The 19499-nt window shown below is 55.0% G+C and carries 18 protein-coding genes, 1 tRNA gene and 1 pseudogene; 5 read left to right on the top strand and 15 right to left on the bottom strand.

Translation table 11 applies throughout. The features are described from left to right. Positions 1–191: 191 nt before the first annotated feature. The 5 genes and pseudogenes from IM273_RS11410 to actS all read right to left on the bottom strand — a co-directional run bounded on the left by IM273_RS11410 (position 192) and on the right by actS (position 3008). A complete protein-coding gene (locus IM273_RS11410; protein WP_193051884.1) occupies positions 192–431 on the bottom strand; it encodes a TIR domain-containing protein in 240 nt (79 codons plus the stop codon). A 145-nt stretch (positions 432–576) separates the two neighbouring features. Beyond that, positions 577–1342, bottom strand: a pseudogene (locus IM273_RS22430) (ISNCY family transposase); the annotation flags it as partial. A gap of 67 nt (positions 1343–1409) precedes the next feature. After that, positions 1410–1724 (bottom strand): hypothetical protein, encoded by a 315-nt coding sequence (locus IM273_RS11415; RefSeq protein WP_193051885.1) that lies wholly within the window; start codon positions 1722–1724, stop codon positions 1410–1412. A gap of 386 nt (positions 1725–2110) precedes the next feature. Continuing rightward, a tRNA-Gly gene (locus IM273_RS11420) sits at positions 2111–2184 on the bottom strand. Between the two features lie 80 nt (positions 2185–2264). Continuing rightward, positions 2265–3008: an amidase activator ActS gene (actS, locus tag IM273_RS11425; protein WP_028014314.1), complete on the bottom strand. Its 744-nt coding sequence runs from the start codon at positions 3006–3008 to the stop codon at positions 2265–2267. Between the two features lie 163 nt (positions 3009–3171). Here actS and idi point away from each other — a divergent pair, with 163 nt between their 5' ends. Then, on the top strand, positions 3172–3714 hold the full coding sequence (gene idi / locus IM273_RS11430) for an isopentenyl-diphosphate Delta-isomerase (protein WP_193051886.1): 543 nt from the start codon (positions 3172–3174) through the stop codon (positions 3712–3714). Positions 3715–3752: 38 nt separating this feature from the next. On the opposite strand, the gene lysS is transcribed toward idi, so the two are convergent. From lysS to xerD, 5 genes are all read right to left on the bottom strand, one after another. Next, the gene (gene lysS, locus IM273_RS11435; RefSeq protein WP_061097156.1) at positions 3753–5270 is read right to left on the bottom strand and encodes a lysine--tRNA ligase; all 1518 of its coding nucleotides are present in this window, start codon (positions 5268–5270) and stop codon (positions 3753–3755) included. A gap of 9 nt (positions 5271–5279) precedes the next feature. Then, positions 5280–6378, bottom strand: a protein-coding gene (gene prfB / locus IM273_RS11440; protein ID WP_100170824.1) for a peptide chain release factor 2 whose coding sequence is annotated in 2 segments (ribosomal slippage) — positions 5280–6302 and positions 6304–6378 — 1098 coding nt in all. Because the reading frame shifts where the segments join, the coding sequence is not laid out codon by codon here. Positions 6379–6468: 90 nt separating this feature from the next. After that, positions 6469–8202, bottom strand: a complete 1734-nt coding sequence (gene recJ, locus IM273_RS11445; RefSeq protein WP_193051887.1) for a single-stranded-DNA-specific exonuclease RecJ — start codon at positions 8200–8202, stop codon at positions 6469–6471. A gap of 5 nt (positions 8203–8207) precedes the next feature. Next, positions 8208–8921 (bottom strand): bifunctional protein-disulfide isomerase/oxidoreductase DsbC, encoded by a 714-nt coding sequence (gene dsbC, locus IM273_RS11450; protein ID WP_193051888.1) that lies wholly within the window; start codon positions 8919–8921, stop codon positions 8208–8210. A 28-nt stretch (positions 8922–8949) separates the two neighbouring features. Next, positions 8950–9846, bottom strand: a complete 897-nt coding sequence (gene xerD / locus IM273_RS11455) for a site-specific tyrosine recombinase XerD (RefSeq protein ID WP_193051889.1) — start codon at positions 9844–9846, stop codon at positions 8950–8952. A gap of 101 nt (positions 9847–9947) precedes the next feature. On the opposite strand from xerD, the gene fldB reads away from it, so the two are divergent. Then, positions 9948–10469 carry a flavodoxin FldB gene (gene fldB / locus IM273_RS11460; RefSeq protein WP_041908355.1) on the top strand — a complete coding sequence of 174 codons (522 nt, stop codon included), beginning with the start codon at positions 9948–9950 and terminating at the stop codon, positions 10467–10469. Between the two features lie 6 nt (positions 10470–10475). Here fldB and IM273_RS11465 read toward each other — a convergent pair whose 3' ends face one another. Together IM273_RS11465 and sdhE are read right to left on the bottom strand one after the other, a co-directional pair. Further along, positions 10476–10886, bottom strand: a complete 411-nt coding sequence (locus IM273_RS11465) for a protein YgfX (protein ID WP_028014322.1) — start codon at positions 10884–10886, stop codon at positions 10476–10478. Then, complete coding sequence (sdhE, locus tag IM273_RS11470) at positions 10867–11133, bottom strand: FAD assembly factor SdhE (RefSeq protein WP_010435322.1); 267 nt, start codon at positions 11131–11133, stop codon at positions 10867–10869. Before sdhE ends, IM273_RS11465 begins: the two co-directional genes overlap by 20 nt. A gap of 294 nt (positions 11134–11427) precedes the next feature. Here sdhE and ygfZ point away from each other — a divergent pair, with 294 nt between their 5' ends. Beyond that, positions 11428–12408, top strand: a complete 981-nt coding sequence (ygfZ, locus tag IM273_RS11475) for a tRNA-modifying protein YgfZ (protein WP_028014323.1) — start codon at positions 11428–11430, stop codon at positions 12406–12408. 87 nt (positions 12409–12495) lie between these two features. Here the strand turns inward: ygfZ and IM273_RS11480 are convergent, their stop codons facing one another. Continuing rightward, positions 12496–13155: a hemolysin III family protein gene (locus IM273_RS11480; RefSeq protein WP_023331242.1), complete on the bottom strand. Its 660-nt coding sequence runs from the start codon at positions 13153–13155 to the stop codon at positions 12496–12498. 264 nt (positions 13156–13419) lie between these two features. Between IM273_RS11480 and IM273_RS11485 the strand changes: the two genes are divergently transcribed. Both IM273_RS11485 and bglA read left to right on the top strand, forming a co-directional pair. Next, positions 13420–14151, top strand: coding sequence for a MurR/RpiR family transcriptional regulator (locus tag IM273_RS11485; protein ID WP_028014325.1), 732 nt, complete (start codon positions 13420–13422; stop codon positions 14149–14151). A 116-nt stretch (positions 14152–14267) separates the two neighbouring features. Continuing rightward, complete coding sequence (bglA, locus tag IM273_RS11490; protein ID WP_193051829.1) at positions 14268–15701, top strand: 6-phospho-beta-glucosidase BglA; 1434 nt, start codon at positions 14268–14270, stop codon at positions 15699–15701. A gap of 50 nt (positions 15702–15751) precedes the next feature. Here bglA and IM273_RS11495 read toward each other — a convergent pair whose 3' ends face one another. Together IM273_RS11495 and gcvP are read right to left on the bottom strand one after the other, a co-directional pair. Next, complete coding sequence (locus IM273_RS11495) at positions 15752–16495, bottom strand: SDR family oxidoreductase (protein WP_048960830.1); 744 nt, start codon at positions 16493–16495, stop codon at positions 15752–15754. 67 nt (positions 16496–16562) lie between these two features. Next, positions 16563–19436, bottom strand: coding sequence for an aminomethyl-transferring glycine dehydrogenase (gene gcvP / locus IM273_RS11500; protein WP_193051828.1), 2874 nt, complete (start codon positions 19434–19436; stop codon positions 16563–16565). Positions 19437–19499 lie beyond the last annotated feature (63 nt).

Genomic DNA, 19499 nt, shown 5'->3' on the forward strand with positions numbered 1-19499 from the left:
AACCAGTTTCGTGCTTTATGACTCTAGCTGTGCTGCCATGTTTTTTTAAATGAAAACTCAGGGCTTCTGAAGAAATGAAACTGAGAGAATGTGGGAATGAGTCAACATAATAGTCTCTTATAATAGAATAAACTTGATTCAAATTATATGTATTGTTTTTCATGTTACAGCCTCGCGTTTAAGTTAATGAATTAAATTAAATGTTCGTGCTCAAGTATTTCTCGTAACTCTTGTAAAATTGCAGATATATTTTTTATGGGAAATCTCATTTGGCTTAACACATTGATATTACTGAGTTCTTCGCAGCCTTCCTCAAATAACACAATTGCCCTCTCAAAGCCTAGTCTACCTTGAAACAGACCCACCTCATGTATGACATTCCTCCTAGCTTTAACCGCGAAGCGGTTTGGGATTCTGTGACACCCGAACATTACCCCGGTTTCCCAGCGTCTCCTTTATATATAATATCATAGAAGTTATTTGCATTTCTCAGAAATCTTATTAGGATATGGTTGTAATAGCTGCAACACGGCACACATATCGCGACTGGTCAGTCAGTACGGTATTTCCTTCAGTTCACCTTTTACCAAAGATGGTCTCAGATCTCCCCTGAAGCTTTATCATTGCTTCGAGCAGGTCATATTCGTTCAGCGAGCGCTGGGATTTGTTGATACTAGGGCGTGCCGTCTGCGGGAAGGCTCATCACCAGAAAAAGGTAACGATTTTGAGCGATTATTGTCCCGTTTTCTCTGGAACTGACGTGCAACATCTAACACATGGTCAATTGCGACGGGATCGACCTCAGAAAGTCGGCCATAGGTGGAGTAGGGCAGGAGCACGCCATTTAGTCTCAGCTCCTTATTTCCGTCAGGGTAATGCCAGACATCTATATACTTGCCGATGGCTCTTCGACTGTATTCGCTGTCCTCAATCTGATAGAGGATTTTATCGTATTGTACGGTCAGTCTATTTGAGACCCGACGAGGCTCACGCCAGGTAAACTCCGCATCAAGATCATCGTCTAGTGTCAGTGGTCGGTGAGCATTAAAATCATGTCGAGGTGCTTTGGCAAATAGCCTGTTGTAGTCAGCTATATATTCTTCGGCGAAAGCATTCTACTGATCCCTTTTAGTCTGAGCTCCTTAACTAGCCTGTCCTGAAGTGTCAGATGAGCCCGTTCCACTCGGCCTTTTGCCTGGCTGGTTTCAGCACATAAAGGGATAATATTGAGGCAGCGCATGGCCCTGGCAAACTGGGTCTCACCGGGACCGGTGGTGGCGTGCTTATTACTGACTCTAGATACGCTGGCTTTATCGCTGTAGAGAATCATGGGATTAGCATTGAGCCTCTACATTATTGGTACGCATAACAAAGATTTTCGATCTACTAACAACAGAAAATGGAACCAGTTAATCCTTGATAGTTTTTCGGTAACGCCAGGATTTATATGAAATTACCGGCGGCTGTGCGAAGGACATAATGGCAACCCCAAAGATCATCGCCAGCCCCCATGCAAATGCTCTATCAGGTGAGCTGAAGACGATAAGTAGCAGTAGGATTAAGGCACACACAGCCACCACTCCCGCCAAGGTAAAAAATCGCCTGGCAAGGTCATTTATGGCCTCTCCAAGCGTTCCTCCATATTTTTCAATATTGCTTTTTATCTTCTGCAATTCGGGCTGCGTAAACCCTGAACGTAACAAAGCTTCATCAGTCACTTTCATATCGTCTCGTCCCTTATCTTCCAGAAGTGCTTTCCCAATTGCTGATTGTGCTAGCAATCATACTGATGAACTTTACAGCAATCCACATGATGTTTGTGCAATGTATCAGATTTCAGACAATAGCAGCCAAAAGGCCGCACATCGGGCTTAAATGCGTATGATCAATCTGTTCGGGAGTTATGCCAGGTATGCGGCTTTTTGTTCGTTGTTGTGCTGTCGCGGTAAGAACCAGGAACCACCGCCAGCGTGATGATATGCTCTCTTGTACCACAGACCAATCACGCGACAGGTGCGGGCGTAGAGCAATGGGTAGTTTAAGTTGTACCTGCTAAAGCAGGGCTACGTAACTAACTGATAAGCTATAACTTATTGATTTATCAGGAGGCTGGAGCGGGCGAAGGGAATCGAACCCTCGTATAGAGCTTGGGAAGCTCTCGTTCTACCATTGAACTACGCCCGCTTTGAGGTGCGTAAGGCATTATAGACCTTACGCACCTTCATACAAGCCTCTTCACAACTAACCGGCGATTAAATAATCACTTAGCACTTCGGTTTGCTGCCGGGCGCAGGAAGGTAACGCTGCGGATCGATGGCCGTCGCCTTATAGCGGATCTGGAAGTGCAGCTTCACCGAATCGGTACCGGTGCTGCCCATGGTGGCTATCTTCTGCCCCGCCTTCACGTTCTGCCCGTTGTTGACCAGCATCGTGTCGTTATGCGCGTAGGCGGTGATGTAATCTTCGCCATGCTTAATCATGATGAGGTTACCGTAGCCGCGAAGCTGGTTACCCACATAAACCACCTTCCCTGCCCCGGAGGCATAAACCGGCGTACCGCGCGCAGCGGCGATATCAATACCCTTGTTGCCACCTTCAGAGAGTGAGTAAGGGGCGACCACTTTACCGCTGGCAGGCCAAATCCAGCAGCGCTGTCCAACCGGCGGCCATGACGATTGCGGTACCTGATAGGACGGCGTCACTTTGGCGGTTTTGCCTTTCGATGAGGATTTTTTGCCCGAGGACGAACTGCCGTTCACCTTGAGCTTTTGTCCCACTTCGATGGTGTACGGCGGAGAGATGTTATTCAGGCGCGCCAGATCCTTCACGCTGGTCCCCGTTGCGCGCGAAATCCGGTATAGCGTATCCCCGCGTTTGACGGTGTAGACCGAACCGGAATAGCTTCCCGTATCCGAAGATTTGCTCCCTGAACAGCCCGCCAGGAATAGCGTCAGCGTCAGGCAAAAAATAGCGGTAAGAGGTTTTCTCGTCAGGCTTCCTGCAAACAAAACAGATCCTCGGTCAGCGTGAATGGCGCACTATGATAACAGCCAAAACGAACAGGGGTCATGCCCTTTTCCGCTCTACGAGCCAAACCGTTCGTATAAGAATGCAGTATAATGCTTCGGCTGATGGTGCTGAACCACTCGGCATTTTGGCACTGGAGCATCAATGAGTATTCAAGAATACGTTATTTTGGTAAACGACCAGGGAATGGTGATTGGCACTCAGGAAAAATACGCCGCGCACACCACCCAAACCCCTCTGCATCTGGCTTTCTCATCCTGGCTGTTTAACGCCGAAGGCGAGTGTCTGGTAACCCGACGTGCACTAAGTAAAAAAGCCTGGCCAGGCGTCTGGACGAACTCCGTCTGCGGTCACCCTCAATCTGGTGAACGGACGGAAGAGGCAATTATCCGTCGCTGCCGCGATGAAATTGGCGCAGAAATTACCGCGATTACGCCTGTCGCCTCAGAATTCCGCTACCGCGAAACGGATCCTTCCGGGATCGTGGAAAACGAGATTTGCCCGGTCTTCGCTGCCCGCGTCACCAGCGAACTGCGAATTAACCATGATGAAGTGATGGCATTTGAATGGGTGACGCTGGAGTCGTTATTCCGCGCGCTGGACGCCGCCCCATGGAGCTTTAGCCCGTGGATGGTGCAGGAAGCAACGGTCGCGCGAGACGCGCTGAGAGCGTTCGCGGCGCAATAAAAAAGCCCCTTTCGGGGCTTTTATAGCAACGTAACGCCTTATTTCACCGGGCGCATTGCCGGGAACAGGATCACGTCACGAATGGTGTGGCTGTTGGTGAACAGCATCACCATACGGTCGATACCAATACCCAGGCCTGCGGTTGGTGGCAGGCCGTGCTCCAGCGCGGTCACATAGTCTTCATCGAAGAACATCGCTTCGTCATCGCCTGCTGCTTTCGCGTCAACCTGATCCTGGAAACGCTGCGCCTGGTCTTCCGCATCGTTCAGCTCGCTAAAGCCGTTGCCGATTTCACGGCCGCCGATGAAGAATTCGAAACGGTCGGTGATTTCCGGGTTCTCGTCATTACGACGCGCCAGAGGAGAAACTTCAGCCGGGTATTCGGTAATAAAGGTCGGCTGAATCAGGTGTGCTTCCGCCACTTCTTCAAAGATCTCGGTCACGATACGGCCCAGACCCCAGCTCTTCTCAACCTTGATGCCGATGCTTTCAGCGATGGCCTTCGCAGAGTCGAAGTTATCCAGATCCGCCATGTTGGTTTCCGGACGGTATTTCTTGATCGCTTCGCGCATGGTCAGTTTTTCGAACGGCTTGCCGAAGTCGAACACTTCTTCACCGTAAGGAACCTGCGTGGTGCCCAGAATGTCCTGCGCCAGGGTACGGAACAGGGATTCGGTCAGCTCGATCAGATCTTTGTAGTCCGCGTACGCCATATAGAGTTCCATCATGGTGAACTCTGGGTTATGGCGAACGGAGATACCTTCGTTACGGAAGTTACGGTTGATTTCAAACACGCGGTCGAAACCACCGACCACCAGACGCTTCAGGTACAGTTCCGGCGCGATACGCAGGTACATGTCCAGATCCAGGGCGTTGTGATGGGTGATGAACGGACGCGCAGACGCGCCGCCAGGGATCACCTGCATCATCGGGGTTTCCACTTCCATAAAGTCGCGGTTGACCATGAACTGGCGAATACCGGCCATGATCTGGGAGCGAATTTTGAAGGTCTTGCGGGATTCATCGTTAGAGATGAGATCCAGGTAACGCTGACGATAGCGCGCTTCCTGATCCTGCAGGCCGTGGAACTTGTCCGGCAGCGGGCGCAGGGCTTTGGTCAGCAGACGCAGCTCGGTGCAGTGGATAGACAGTTCACCGGTTTTGGTTTTAAACAGTTTACCTTTCGCGCCCAGGATATCGCCCAGGTCCCACTTCTTGAACTGCTCGTTGTAGATGCCTTCCGGCAGGTCGTCACGGGAAACGTACAGCTGAATACGGCCGCCGACGTCCTGCAAGGTCACGAAGGAGGCTTTGCCCATGATACGACGGGTCATCATTCGGCCCGCAACGGCCACTTCGACGTTCAGCGCTTCCAGCTCTTCGTTCTCTTTACCGTCGAAGTCAGCGTGCAGTTGGTCTGAGGTGTGGTCACGACGAAAATCGTTCGGGAACGGCACGCCCTGCTCGCGCAGCGCTGCCAGCTTCTCGCGGCGGGTTTTCAGTTCGTTGTTAAGATCGACTACCGCGTCAGCGCCCTGTGCTTGTTGTTCAGACATGTTGGTTCCTCATAACCCTGCTTTCAAACTTGCTTCGATAAATTGGTCCAGGCTGCCGTCCAGCACCGCCTGCGTGTTGCGGGTTTCAACCCCGGTACGCAGGTCTTTGATGCGGGAGTCATCAAGGACGTAAGAACGGATCTGGCTGCCCCAACCGATGTCGGACTTGTTATCTTCCATCGCCTGTTTCTCAGCATTTTTCTTCTGCATCTCCAGCTCATAAAGCTTCGCTTTCATCTGCTTCATGGCCTGGTCTTTGTTCTTATGCTGGGAACGGTCGTTCTGGCACTGTGTTACCAGCCCGGTTGGAATGTGGGTAATACGCACCGCAGATTCCGTACGGTTAACGTGCTGACCACCCGCGCCGGACGCACGGTAAACGTCAATACGCAGGTCCGCCGGGTTAATTTCGATATCGATATCTTCGTCAACTTCCGGGTAAACAAACGCAGAGCTGAAGGAGGTATGACGACGGCCACCGGAGTCGAACGGGCTCTTACGCACCAGGCGGTGAACGCCGGTTTCGGTACGCAGCCAGCCGTAGGCGTAGTCGCCAATGATCTTGATAGTGACGGATTTTATACCGGCCACTTCACCTTCAGACTCTTCGATAATTTCGGTTTTGAAGCCGCGCGCTTCCGCCCAACGCAGATACATACGCGTCAGCATGCTGGCCCAGTCCTGCGCTTCGGTACCGCCAGAACCTGCCTGAATATCGAGATAGCAGTCAGCGCTGTCGTATTCGCCGGAGAACATGCGACGGAATTCCAGCTGTGCCAGCTTCTCTTCCAGCCCGTCGAGTTCTGCCACGGCTTCGTTAAAGGTTTCTTCGTCGTCGGCTTCGACGGCCAGCTCCAGCAAACCGGAAACGTCTTCCAGCCCCTGGGCCATTTGATCCAGCGTATCTACGATAGCTTCGAGAGAGGAACGCTCTTTACCCAGCGCCTGTGCGCGTTCAGGTTCGTTCCAGACGTCCGGCTGTTCCAGCTCGGCGTTTACTTCTTCAAGACGCTCTTTCTTGGCATCGTAGTCAAAGATACCCCCTAAGAACGTCAGAGCGCTCCGTGAGGTCCTGAATACGGTTTTTTACCGGATTAATTTCAAACATGGTCTGTTTTCTTTTATGGACTTGTCAAAATGCGGTGATAAGAGCGGGATTGTACCGAATCCACGCCCTTTTTTATAGAGATTACTGCCGCTAAATTGGCCAGATATTATCGATGATGATCTGAAGGGTGCGGTTACCGCGAAACTCGTTGATATCCAGTTTGTACGCCAGCTCGACCTCGCGCACGCCGTTGTCCGGCCAGATGGAGGTGTCAACGTTGAAGGCGATGCCGTCCAGCAGCGGTCCGCCGCCCACCGGCTCAACCATCACTTTCAGGTGGCGTTCGCCAACGATACGCTGCTGCAGCAGGCGGAATCGCCCGTCGAACAGCGGTTCCGGGAACATCTGCCCCCATGGACCGGCATCGCGCAGCATCTGCGCGACCTCCATCGTCATTTCGGAGACGGACAGCTCACCGTCAGAGACCACTTCGCCCTGCAGCAGCGCCGGGTCAATCCAGTCGGTGACCAGCTCGCCAAACAGGCGCTGGAACTCGTCGAACTTTGCCTCTTCCAGCGACAAGCCTGCCGCCATCGCGTGACCGCCAAACTTAATCATCAGACCGGGATAAAGCGTATCCAGACGCTCCAGCGCATCGCGCATGTGCAGCCCCTGAATCGAGCGGCCAGAGCCTTTCAGCGTGCCGTCGCCCGCGGGCGCAAACGCGATCACCGGGCGGTGGAAGCGCTCTTTAATGCGCGACGCCAGAATGCCGACCACGCCCTGATGCCACTCGGGGTGGTACATCGCCAGCCCGCCCGGCAGCGTATCGCCGCTGCGCTCAAGTTTTTCGCACAGGGTCAGCGCTTCGGCCTGCATCCCCTGCTCAATCTCTTTACGGGTCTGGTTCAGGGCGTCCAGCTCGTTGGCCAGCACGCGCGCTTCGCCGATGTTGTCGCACAGCAGCAGCGCCACGCCGACGGACATATCGTCCAGCCTTCCGGCAGCGTTCAGACGCGGCCCGAGGGCAAAGCCCAGGTCGCTTGCCGCCAGCTTAAGCGGATCGCGGTTGGCAATCTCCAGCAGCGCCTTAATTCCGGGACGGCACTTGCCCGCGCGAATACGGCTTAAGCCCTGCCAGGTCAAAATGCGGTTATTGGCATCAAGAGGTACCACGTCCGCCACGGTGCCCAGCGCCACCAGGTCGAGGTATTCGGCCAGGTTTGGAACGGCAATGCCACGGGATTCGAACCAGCCCTTATCGCGTAAGAGAGTACGCAACGCCAGCATCAGATAAAACGCCACGCCCACGCCAGCGAGGGATTTCGACGGGAAATCGCAGTCGCGCAGGTTGGGGTTAATAATCGCTTCTGCTGCGGGGAGCGTATCGCCGGGCAGGTGATGATCGGTGACCAGCACCGGGATCCCCAAAGCGTGAGCATGCTCGACGCCCGCATGGGAGGAGATCCCGTTGTCGACGGTCATGATCATCTGCGCACCGCGGGCATGGGCCTGATCGACCACCTCCGGGCTGAGGCCATAGCCGTCTTCAAAGCGGTTCGGCACCAGATAGGTGACATTATCGCAGCCCAGCGCGCGCAGGCTGAGCACGCTCAGGGCGGTGCTGGTTGCGCCGTCGGCGTCGAAATCCCCTACCACCACAATGCGCGTTCCCTCACGCAGCGCGTTGTAGAGCATTTCGGTAGCTTTCTCGATACCGTTCAGCTGCTGCCAGGGCAGCATCCCTTTCACGCTGCGCTCAAGATCCTCTGCGCGACGCACGCCGCGGCTGGCGTAGAGGCGCTTTAGCAGCGGCGGGAGATCGTCCGGTAAATCAACGTGTTCAACCGCCTCGCGGCGGCGCAATTTGATGGGGGCTTTCACGCGAATTATTTACCACCAAACTGTTTCTGGTGCGCGTCGAGAAACTCTTTCATCTCTTTCGGTCCCTGATAGCCCGGAACAACATAGCCGTTACTCAGGACAATCGCTGGCGTACCGCTCACGCCAAACTGCACGCCCAGCGCGTAGTGGTTAGCAATGTCGATGTCGCAGGAGGCAGGCTTAACGTCTTTACCGTTCATCGCGTCATCAAACGCTTTGTTGCGGTCTTTGGCACACCAGATCGCCTTCATGTCCTGCTCTGGCTGGCTCTGTACGCCTGCGCGCGGGAAGGCCAGGTAACGCACGGTAATGCCCAGCGCGTTATAGTCTTTCATCTGTTCATGCAGCTTGTGGCAGTAGCCACAGGTGATGTCGGTGAAGACGGTAATCACATGTTTTTCCTGCGCCGCTTTATAGACGATCATCTCTTTTTCGAGCGCGTTCAGGTTTTTCATCAGCAGCTGGTTGGTGACGTTCACCGGCTGCGCGCCGCTCACGTCGTACAGCGGTCCCTGAATAAAGTGTTTGCCGTCTTCGGTGACGTACAGCACGCCGCTGTTGGTCAGTACGGTTTTCATACCGGCAACCGGCGCAGGCTGGATGTCGCTGCTGGTGACGCCAAGCTTAGCCAGAGACTGTTTGATGGCGGCGTCATCCGCATGGGCGAAGCCGGTAAATGAGGCTGCCAGCAGGGTGAACAGCGCGAAAGACTTTTTCATAATTGATCCTGTTACAATTTGTCGGCACTCACGCACGAGGGTGGTGCTGTTGGTGTAGCTGCCGCAGGCGTTCCGTCGCGACATGGGTGTAAATTTGCGTCGTTGAAAGATCGCTGTGTCCCAGCAGCATCTGCACCACGCGTAAATCTGCGCCGTGGTTTAACAGATGCGTCGCGAAGGCGTGACGCAATACGTGCGGCGAAAGCTTTTCACTGTCGATACCCGCCAGTGTGGCGTAATGCTTGATGCGATGCCAGAACGTTTGTCGCGTCATCTGCTGCGCGCGCTGGCTCGGAAACAGGACGTCGAGAGACGCGCCATTGAGCAGCCAGGGGCGGCCGTGCTCAAGATACTTCTCCAGCCAGTAAACCGCCTCTTCTCCCAGCGGAACCAGCCTTTCCTTGTTTCCTTTACCGATGACGCGCACCACGCCCTGACGCAGGCTGATGTCGCTCATCGTCAGGCCAACCAGTTCCGAAACGCGCAAGCCGGTAGCATACAATAGCTCAATCATGGCTTTATCGCGTAACTCCAGCGGCAGGTCAACAGCCGGTGACTGTAATAATCTCTCAACTTGTGCTTCGCTGAGATCTTTCGGCAGCCGCTGCGGGAGTTTCGGGGACGCCAGCAGCGCGCTGGGATCGTCTTCGCGAATCTTCTCCCGATAAAGATGCTGGAAAAGCCGACGCATTGCGCTGAGCAAGCGTGCAGAGCTGGTGGCTTTGTACCCCCCTTCTACGCGTTCAGCGAGCAGCGCCTGCAGGTCGTCGCTTTGCGCGCTCGCAAGCGATAGCTTCCGACGCGCCAGCCACTCCACCAGCATGGTGAGATCGCGCCGGTAGGCACTGAGGGTATTCTCGGCCAGATTTTTCTCCAGCCACAGCGCGTCGAGAAACTGTTCAACGAGTGCGAGATCCTTTTCCACATCAGCCCCTTTGATTTTGCAGTCAGGCCATTATGCCTGATTGCGACCGGTTTCTGGTACACTACGCGCAAAGTCATAGCAAGAATTGAGATAGTTACGCGATGAATATTGGTCTGTTCTATGGTTCCAGCACCTGCTACACCGAAATGGCGGCGGAGAAAATTCGCGACATCATTGGCCCGGAACTGGTGACGTTGCATAACCTGAAAGATGACTCGGTCGCCTTGATGGAGCAGTATGATGTGCTGATTCTGGGCATCCCAACCTGGGATTTTGGTGAGATACAGGAAGACTGGGAAGCCATCTGGGATCAGCTCGATTCAGTCAATTTCGACGGTAAAATTATTGCGATGTACGGCATGGGTGACCAGTTGGGCTACGGCGAATGGTTCCTGGACGCACTCGGCATGCTGCACGATAAGCTGGCACCAAAAGGGGCGGCATTTATCGGCTACTGGCCAACCGAAGGGTATGAATTCACCAGTAAAAAGCCGATTATTGCCGACGGCGAGCTGTTTGTCGGGCTCGCGCTGGATGAAACCAATCAGTACGATCTCAGCGACGAGCGCCTGCAGGCCTGGTGCGAGCAGATCCTCGGCGAAATGGCAGAAAAATTCAGCTAACGCGCGTTACTCCTGCGTCGGCTGTTGCAGCAACATCCGGCGCAGATCCCGCCATTCTGATGCGTCCATACTGTCCGCCGCCAGCCACAGGTGCTGGCAACGTCCGCCCCCCACTTTGCGTAACCGTAACATCATCCCGGCGTTAAGCATCCAGGGCACACCGAGAATGTCCCACTCTTTTCCCTGCCAGCGCAGGCGGGAATCCATCAGCAGCTTGATCTCGCCCTGACGCGCGTTAATGCGACGCTGGCTGCGTACGCTGTCAAAAACAACAAACGAAAGTAATAGCAGCCACAGCGGCGTATAGCTGAGCGGCCACGGCATGAGTAAAACGATGGCCGCAACCAGGCCGTGGAGCAATAAAGACATCCACTGCGAGCGCCACGAGACGCGAAGATCAGATTGCCACAGGACCACGTTCCCGATTCCGTGTTTGAATTAATTGCACCATCCGTTGCAACTCGGTGTCGGCGGGTTTGCCGTGGTTCATCAGCCAGTTGAATAAATCCGGATCGTCAGACTCAAGCAGGCGAACAAACAGACGCTTATCATCATCGCTTAAGCTGTCGTACTCATATTCGAAGAAAGGCATGATGGAAATATCAAGTTCACGCATTCCGCGACGGCATGCCCAGTGAATACGGGCCTTGTTGTTAATATCCATGTTCAGTTTCCTGCATTACGTTTGGCACAGTCGGTACCCCGTTTTCTGTTCTTAATTTCTCTACGGGGACACCAGCTAGTGTAACGTGTTTTTGACCGTTTCATTACTGGAATATTGCGTTTGACGAGCAGGCTTCCAGAATAATCCCTACATAGACAGCGGATTACACTATTTTGCGTAGCGCTACGCATAACCCGTTTATGGCACAAATGGTCTGCTGAAAGCGCTTGCAATGCCTGCAGGCTCTTTTACCATTAGGCATTATCAAAGCGTTAAGCAATTCAGGATACCTTTATGGCCTTTACACCATTTTCTCCGCGCCAGCCCGCCGCCTCTGCGCGTCTGCCGCTGACGCTTATTTCTCTTGATGACTGGGCGCTGGCAACCCTCTCCGGCGCCGACGCCGAAAAATACTTGCAGGGTCAGGTGACTGCGGATGTTGCGCAGTTGACTGAACACCAGCATCTGCTGGCCGCGCACTGCGATCCTAAGGGCAAAATGTGGAGCAACCTGCGTCTCTTCCGCCGTCAGGACGGTTTTGCCTTTATTGAGCGCCGTAGCCTGCGCGATGCGCAGCTCAAAGAACTGAAAAAATACGCGGTCTTTTCCAAAGTCACCATCGCACCGGACGACGAACATGTTCTGCTGGGCGTGGCGGGCTTCCAGGCGCGTGCGGCGCTGAAAAATCTGTTTGCTGAACTGCCGGATGCAGAAAAACAGGTGGTCAGCGAGGGCGCAACTTCCATCCTGTGGTTTGAACACCCGGCAGAGCGCTTCCTGTTAGTCACGGATGCCGCAACAGCCGAACGCGTGACCGAGGCGCTGCGCGGCGAAGCGCAGCTCAACAACAGCCAGCAGTGGCTGGCGCTGAACATCGAAGCGGGTCTGCCTGTAATTGACGCAGCCAACAGCGCGCAGTTTATTCCTCAGGCAACTAACCTGCAGGCGCTGGGGGGCATCAGCTTTAAAAAAGGCTGCTACACCGGTCAGGAAATGGTCGCGCGTGCAAAATTCCGTGGGGCAAACAAACGCGCGTTGTGGACACTGGCAGGCCATGCCAGCCGCGTACCGGAAGCAGGTGAAGACTTAGAACTGAAGATGGGCGACAACTGGCGCCGCACCGGTACCGTGTTAGCCGCAGTCCAGCTGGACGATGGCCGTCTTTTGGTACAGGCTGTAATGAACAACGACATGGAAGCGGACAGCGTGTTCCGCGTGCGCGACGACGCGAATACGTTGAGTATTGAGCCGCTACCGTATTCACTGGAAGAGTGATGCTCTATCGCCCGGTGGCGCTGCGCTTACCGGGCCTACGGGTGCAAATCCAGGTCGGGTAAGGCGAAGCCGCCACCCGACAACAAACTAAACCTGCCCCACGTACAAATAAATCGCCAAAAAGTGGCACACGCTGCCGCCCAGCACAAAGCCGTGCCAGATGGCATGGTTGTATGGAATGCGCTTGCAGACGTAGAAAATAACCCCCAGCGAGTAGACCACACCGCCCACCGCCAGCAGCGTTACCCCGCCGACCGCCAGCTTAATCGCCAGCTGATACACCACAATCAGCGACAGCCAGCCCATCGTCAGATAGGTGACCAGCGACAACACTTTAAACCGGTGCGCAATGGTCAGCTTAAACAGGATCCCCAGCAGCGCCAGGCTCCAGATAACAATCATCAGGCCGCGCGACAGCGGTGAGTTTAGCCCCACCAGCAGGAAAGGCGTATAGGTACCCGCAATCAGCAGATAGATAGCGCAGTGGTCAAATTTCTTAAGCCATATTTTGGCCCGCTGATGCGGAATCGCGTGATAGAGCGTCGAGGCCAGGAACAGCAGGATCATACTTCCGCCATACAGGCTATAGCTGGTAATGGCCATCGCGCTGGCATTGGTATCCACCGCCTGTACCAGCAATAACACTAAACCGACAATCCCAAACACCAGGCCAATGCCGTGGCTGATGCTGTTGGCTACTTCCTCAGCCAGCGAATATCCCTGTGCGATTAATGGTCTGCTCGCCATACTAAACTCCGGGAAAACTAAGATGATTATTCATCGCATGACTATGCTAACTGAGAATGATTCCAGTGAACACCTGTTAGCTAAAATAATTTTAAAGTAAATTTTTACAATAAAAATCAAATACATAAATAAATAATTCACCTGACATTTGTTCACATAAAAATTTAAGCGTTACTAATCAATGGCATAAAATTGGCTCCTGCCGTCTGGCTGCATGATATGATGGATAAATGAGGTCTGAATGAGAGTTTTGCCACTGTGAGTATGTTCACCCACTCCGCCATTGCCAGTCTCAATAACCTGGAAATGATGGTCTACAACTATGTCATCAAAAACCGGGACAAAGTGATGTACATGACCATCCGCGAGCTGGCGGATGCGGCCGGCGTCTCAACCACCACTATCCTGCGCTTTTGCCGCAAGCTCAACTGCGAAGGGTATTCTGAATTTCGCGTGCGCTTTAAGCTCTATCTTGAGCAGAACGAGCCCCAGCAGGCGAATTTCGGTGCCAGCGAAATTATCAGCTTCTTTAAAAGCGTGAATAATGAAGAGTTCGACGCGCTATTAAATGATGCGGTAAATATCATTTTGTCTTCCGAGCGAATTATATTTGTCGGGGCGGGCACGTCAGGCTCTTTGGCCAAATATGGCGCACGCTTCTTTTCAAATATTGGTAAATTCAGTAATCATATTGATGACCCTTATTTCCCGGTTACCAATGATATGGCGAAAAATGCGCTGGCGATTGTGCTCTCCGTCTCGGGCGAAACCGAGGAGATCCTGCGCTTCGCCAGCCAGTTCAGCCTGCATCACTGCAAGGTGCTCTCTATCACCAGCCACGAGCACTCGCGCCTGGCAAAACTGGCGGACTTTAATCTCTCCTGGCACGTTCCCCAGACGCGAATTGGCGGCGTCTACGATATCACCACGCAAATTCCCGTCATTTATATTCTGGAATCTCTCGGACGCAAGCTGGCGAAAAAACTGACGGAATAAAACACCCTGTTTTTTCGATGTGACAAATCACAATTTTCGCAAATTGTTATATCGTGACATTCAATTTCGCTTTGCTAGACTCAATGCCAATAAGCCATTTATTGAGAATAGCAGCGATGAAAAAAATAACCTTACCGAAAGATTTTTTATGGGGCGGCGCGGTTGCCGCTCATCAGGTTGAAGGCGGCTGGAACAAAGGCGGCAAAGGGCCAAGCATTTGCGACGTGCTGACCGGCGGTGCACACGGCGTGCCGCGCGAAATCACGCAGGAGGTGGTGCCGGGTAAATACTACCCAAACCACGAAGCCATCGACTTCCACGGCCACTATAAAGAAGACATCAAGCTATTTGCCGAGATGGGCTTCAAGTGTTTCCGTACCTCTATCGCCTGGACGCGCATCTTCCCGAAAGGTGACGAAACGCAGCCAAACGAAGAAGGGCTGAAGTTTTACGACGACATGTTCGATGAGCTGCTGAAGTACAACATCGAACCGGTGATCACCCTCTCCCACTTCGAAATGCCGCTGCACCTGGTGCAGGAGTACGGTAGCTGGACCAACCGCAAAGTGGTCGATTTCTTCGTGCGCTTCGCGGAAGTGGTGTTTGAGCGCTACAAGCACAAGGTCAAATACTGGATGACCTTCAACGAAATCAACAACCAGCGAAACTGGCGCGCCCCGCTGTTCGGCTACTGCTGCTCGGGCGTGGTCTACACCGAACATGACAACCCGGAAGAGACCATGTACCAGGTGCTGCACCACCAGTTTGTGGCCAGCGCCCTGGCGGTGAAAGCCGCGCGCCGCATCAACCCGGAGATGAAAGTCGGCTGCATGCTGGCGATGGTGGCGCTCTATCCGTTCTCCTGCAAGCCTGAAGACGTGATGTTCGCCCAGGAATCCATGCGCGAGCGCTATGTCTTTACCGACGTCCAGCTGCGTGGTTACTACCCGTCCTACGTGCTGAACGAGTGGGAGCGCCGCGGCTTTTCCATCAAAATGGAGGCGGGCGACGAGCAGATCCTGCGTGAAGGTACCTGCGACTACTTAGGCTTCAGCTACTACATGACCAACGCGGTGAAGGCGGAAGGCGGCACAGGTGACGCCATTTCCGGCTTTGAAGGCAGCGTGCCGAACCCGCACGTGAAGGCGTCCGACTGGGGCTGGCAGATTGACCCGGTGGGCCTGCGCTATTCCCTGTGCGAACTGTACGAGCGTTATCAGAAGCCGCTGTTTATCGTTGAGAACGGGTTCGGTGCCTACGACAAGGTGGAAGAAGACGGCAGCATCATCGATGACTATCGCATCGACTACCTGCGTGCCCACGTGGAGGAGATGATCAAAGCCGTCACGCACGATGGCGTGGATCTGATGGGCTATACGCCGTGGGGCTGCATCGACTGCGTGTCGTTCACCACCGGTCAGTACAGCAAGCGCTACGGCTTTATCTACGTCAACAAGCACGACGACGGCACGGGCGACATGTCGCGCTCCCGTAAGAAGAGCTTCAAGTGGTATAAAGGCGTGATTGCGAGCAACGGCGAGAAACTTTAACGCCGGGCACCTAACCCTCTCCCTTTGGGGAGAGGGTTAGGGTGAGGGGTTTACTTCCCGCCAGCCAGCTCGATAAAACTGCCCGTAACGTAAGACGCCTTCTCGCTCAGCAGCCAGACAATCGCCTGCGCGACCTCTTCCGGCTGGCCGCCGCGCTGCATCGGCAGTAACGATTTCACGCGATCCACTCGCCCCGGCTCTCCGCCGGAAGCATGGATATCGGTATAAATCAGCCCTGGCCGCACGCAGTTCACGCGGATCCCCTGCGCCGCCACCTCCAGCGATAGCCCGGTTGTCAGCGAATCTACCGCGCCTTTGGAAGCAGCGTAATCGACATATTCACCCGGCGCGCCCAGACGAGACGCGGCGGAAGAGACATTCACAATCGCCCCGCCCTTGCCGCCATGCTTGGTGGACATGCGTTTCACCGCTTCACGACAGCAGAGAAAGTAACCCGTGACGTTGGTCGCCAGCACGCGGTTAATGCGCTCTGCGGACAGATTCTCAATGGTGGATTGCTCAAACAGAATGCCTGCATTATTGACCAGCGCGCGAAGCGGCTCACCTTCACGATCGATGCTGTCAAACATCGCCAGCACCTGAGCTTCATCGCTGATGTCCGCACGCACGGCAAACGCTTTACCGCCGGCCTCAACGATCTGATTGATAACGTCCGTCGCGGCTTTGATGTTGTGGTGATAGTTCACCGCCACGGTGTAGCCTTCACGTGCCAGCTGCAGCGCGGTGGCTTTCCCAATGCCCCGGCTCGCGCCGGTGACCAGTGCAATTGCCATTCACAACCTCCAGATAAAAAAAAGCCGGGTGGCGCTTACGCTTACCCGGCCTACAGTTGGCAAATACTTACTGGTATTCGCTCATCGGCACGCAGGAGCAGAACAGATTACGGTCGCCGTAAACGTCATCAAGACGCTTCACGGTCGGCCAGTATTTGTTTGCCACGCCTGCCGGGAAGACGGCCAGCTCGCGGGAGTAACCGTGGTTCCACTCTGCCACCATCTCGTGCTGGGTATGCGGGGCGTTGACCAGCGGGTTATCTTCCAGCGTCCATTCGCCGTCCTGCACGCGGTCGATCTCCATGCGGATGGCCAACATCGCGTCGATAAAGCGGTCCAGCTCGGCTTTGCTTTCAGACTCGGTCGGCTCCACCATCAGCGTCCCCGCAACCGGGAACGACATGGTTGGCGCGTGGAAGCCGTAGTCGATCAGACGCTTGGCGATATCCAGCTCGCTGATGCCGGTCTGCTCTTTCAGCGGACGAATATCCAGAATGCACTCGTGCGCCACGCGACCGTCGCGGCCGGTATAGAGCACCGGGAAGGCGGACTTCAGGCGAGTCGCAATGTAGTTGGCGTTCAGAATAGCCACCTGGCTCGCCTGCTTCAGCCCTTCCGCGCCCATCATGCGGATGTACATCCAGCTGATTGGCAGGATTGATGCGCTACCGAACGGGGCCGCAGAGACCGCGCCCTGACGGGTCAGCATGCCTTCAATCTGCACCACGCTGTGCCCTGGCACAAACGGCGCCAGGTGCGCTTTGACGCCAATTGGCCCCATGCCCGGGCCGCCACCGCCGTGCGGAATGCAGAAGGTTTTATGCAGGTTCAGGTGCGACACATCCGCGCCAATGAAGCCCGGAGAGGTGATGCCCACTTGGGCGTTCATGTTCGCGCCGTCGAGGTAAACCTGACCGCCAAACTGGTGCACCACTTCGCACACTTCACGGATGGTCTCTTCGTACACGCCGTGGGTAGACGGGTAGGTCACCATGATGCAGGAGAGCTTGTCGCCCGCCTGCTCGGCTTTCGCACGCAGGTCGGCCAAATCGATGTTGCCGTTCTTATCGCACGCGACCACCACCACTTCCATGCCCGCCATCTGGGCTGAGGCCGGGTTGGTGCCGTGGGCGGAACTTGGGATCAGGCAGATATCGCGGTGGCCTTCGTTACGGCTTTCGTGATAGTGACGGATCGCCAGCAGGCCCGCGTATTCACCCTGCGCGCCGGAGTTCGGCTGCATGCAGAGCGCGTCATAACCGGTCAGCTTCACCAGCCAGTCTGAAAGCTGGTTGATCATCATGTGATAGCCTTCCGCCTGTTCTGGCGGGCAGAACGGGTGCAGTTCGGAGAATTCAGGCCAGGTAATCGGGATCATCTCTGCCGCGGCGTTCAGCTTCATGGTGCAGGAGCCCAGCGGGATCATCGCCTGGTTCAGCGCCAGATCCTTGCGCTCCAGAGAGTGCATATAGCGCATCATCTCGGTTTCGCTGTGATAGCGATTGAACACCGGGTGAGTCAGGATCGCGTCATTGCGCAGCATGCTTTCCTGAATGGAGCGGCTGTCGAGCGCGACCTCTTTGTCGAGCGTATCAACGTCAAGACCGTGTGCGTCGCCCAGCAACACGCTGAACAGGCTCAGGATATCGTCGCGAGTGGTGCTTTCATCCAGCGTAATGCCGACCGCGTTGTGGATGTCGCTGCGCAGGTTGATTTCTGCTGCATTCGCGCGCGCCAGCACGGCGGCTTTGTCTGCCACTTCCACGCACAGGGTGTCGAAGTAGTGCGCGTGGCGCAGCTTGAGGCCCTTCTGCTGCAGGCCGCAGGCCAGAATATCGGCCAGGCGGTGAATGCGGCTGGCAATGCGCTTCAGGCCGGCCGGACCGTGGAATACCGCATACAGGCTGGCGATGTTTGCCAGCAGTACCTGAGAAGTACAGATGTTGGAGTTCGCTTTCTCGCGGCGGATATGCTGCTCGCGGGTCTGCATCGCCATGCGCAGCGCGGTATTACCGGCAGCATCTTTTGACACGCCAATGATACGGCCTGGCATGGAGCGTTTGAATTCATCTTTCGCGCCGAAGAACGCCGCGTGCGGGCCGCCGTAGCCCATCGGCACGCCGAAGCGCTGCGCAGAGCCGAATACAATATCCGCGCCCTGTTTGCCCGGCGCCGTCAGCAGCACCAGCGCCATAAAATCGGCGGCAACGCTGACAACCACTTTGCGGGATTTCAGCTCGGCAATCAGCGCGCCGTAGTCGTGAACTTCGCCGGTGGTGCCCACCTGCTGCAGCAGCACGCCGAAGACGTCCTGGTGATCCAGCACTTTGTCGGCGTCGTCGACGATCACCTCAAAGCCGAAGGTTTCTGCACGGGTGCGCACCACGTCCAGCGTCTGGGGATGCACGTCCGCCGCCACGAAGAAGCGGTTAGCATTTTTCAGCTTGCTTACGCGTTTTGCCATCGCCATCGCTTCGGCAGCGGCGGTCGCTTCATCCAGCAGAGAGGCGGAAGCGATATCCATACCGGTCAGATCCAGCGTCACCTGCTGGAAGTTCAGCAGCGCTTCCAGACGCCCCTGAGAAACTTCTGGCTGATAAGGGGTGTAAGCGGTGTACCAGCCCGGGTTTTCCAGCATGTTGCGCAGGATAACCGGCGGTAACTGCACGTTGGTGTAGCCCATGCCAATGTAAGACTTATAGCGCTTGTTGAGGCCTGCAATAGCCTTCAGCTCCGCCAGCGCGGCGAACTCCGTGGTGTCTTCCCCTACCTGAGGCGGCGTGGCAAGCTGGATGTCTTTTGGCACAATCTGGCCGATCAGTGCGTCTAATGAATCCGCGCCAACCGTCTTCAGCATCTCCTGCTGTTGCTGAGCATCCGGCCCAATGTGACGTTCAATGAAGGCGCCACGGTTTTCAAGCTGGCTTAAAGTCTGTGTCATGAGCGATGGTTCCTGATACGTGCAGTGAATCGTAGTTATCTGTAACGCTGTTGCCCGGTGGCG

Source organism: Enterobacter cloacae complex sp. P13B (assembly GCF_014895915.1).
In the GTDB taxonomy this organism is placed as follows: Bacteria; Pseudomonadota; Gammaproteobacteria; order Enterobacterales; family Enterobacteriaceae; genus Enterobacter; species Enterobacter bugandensis.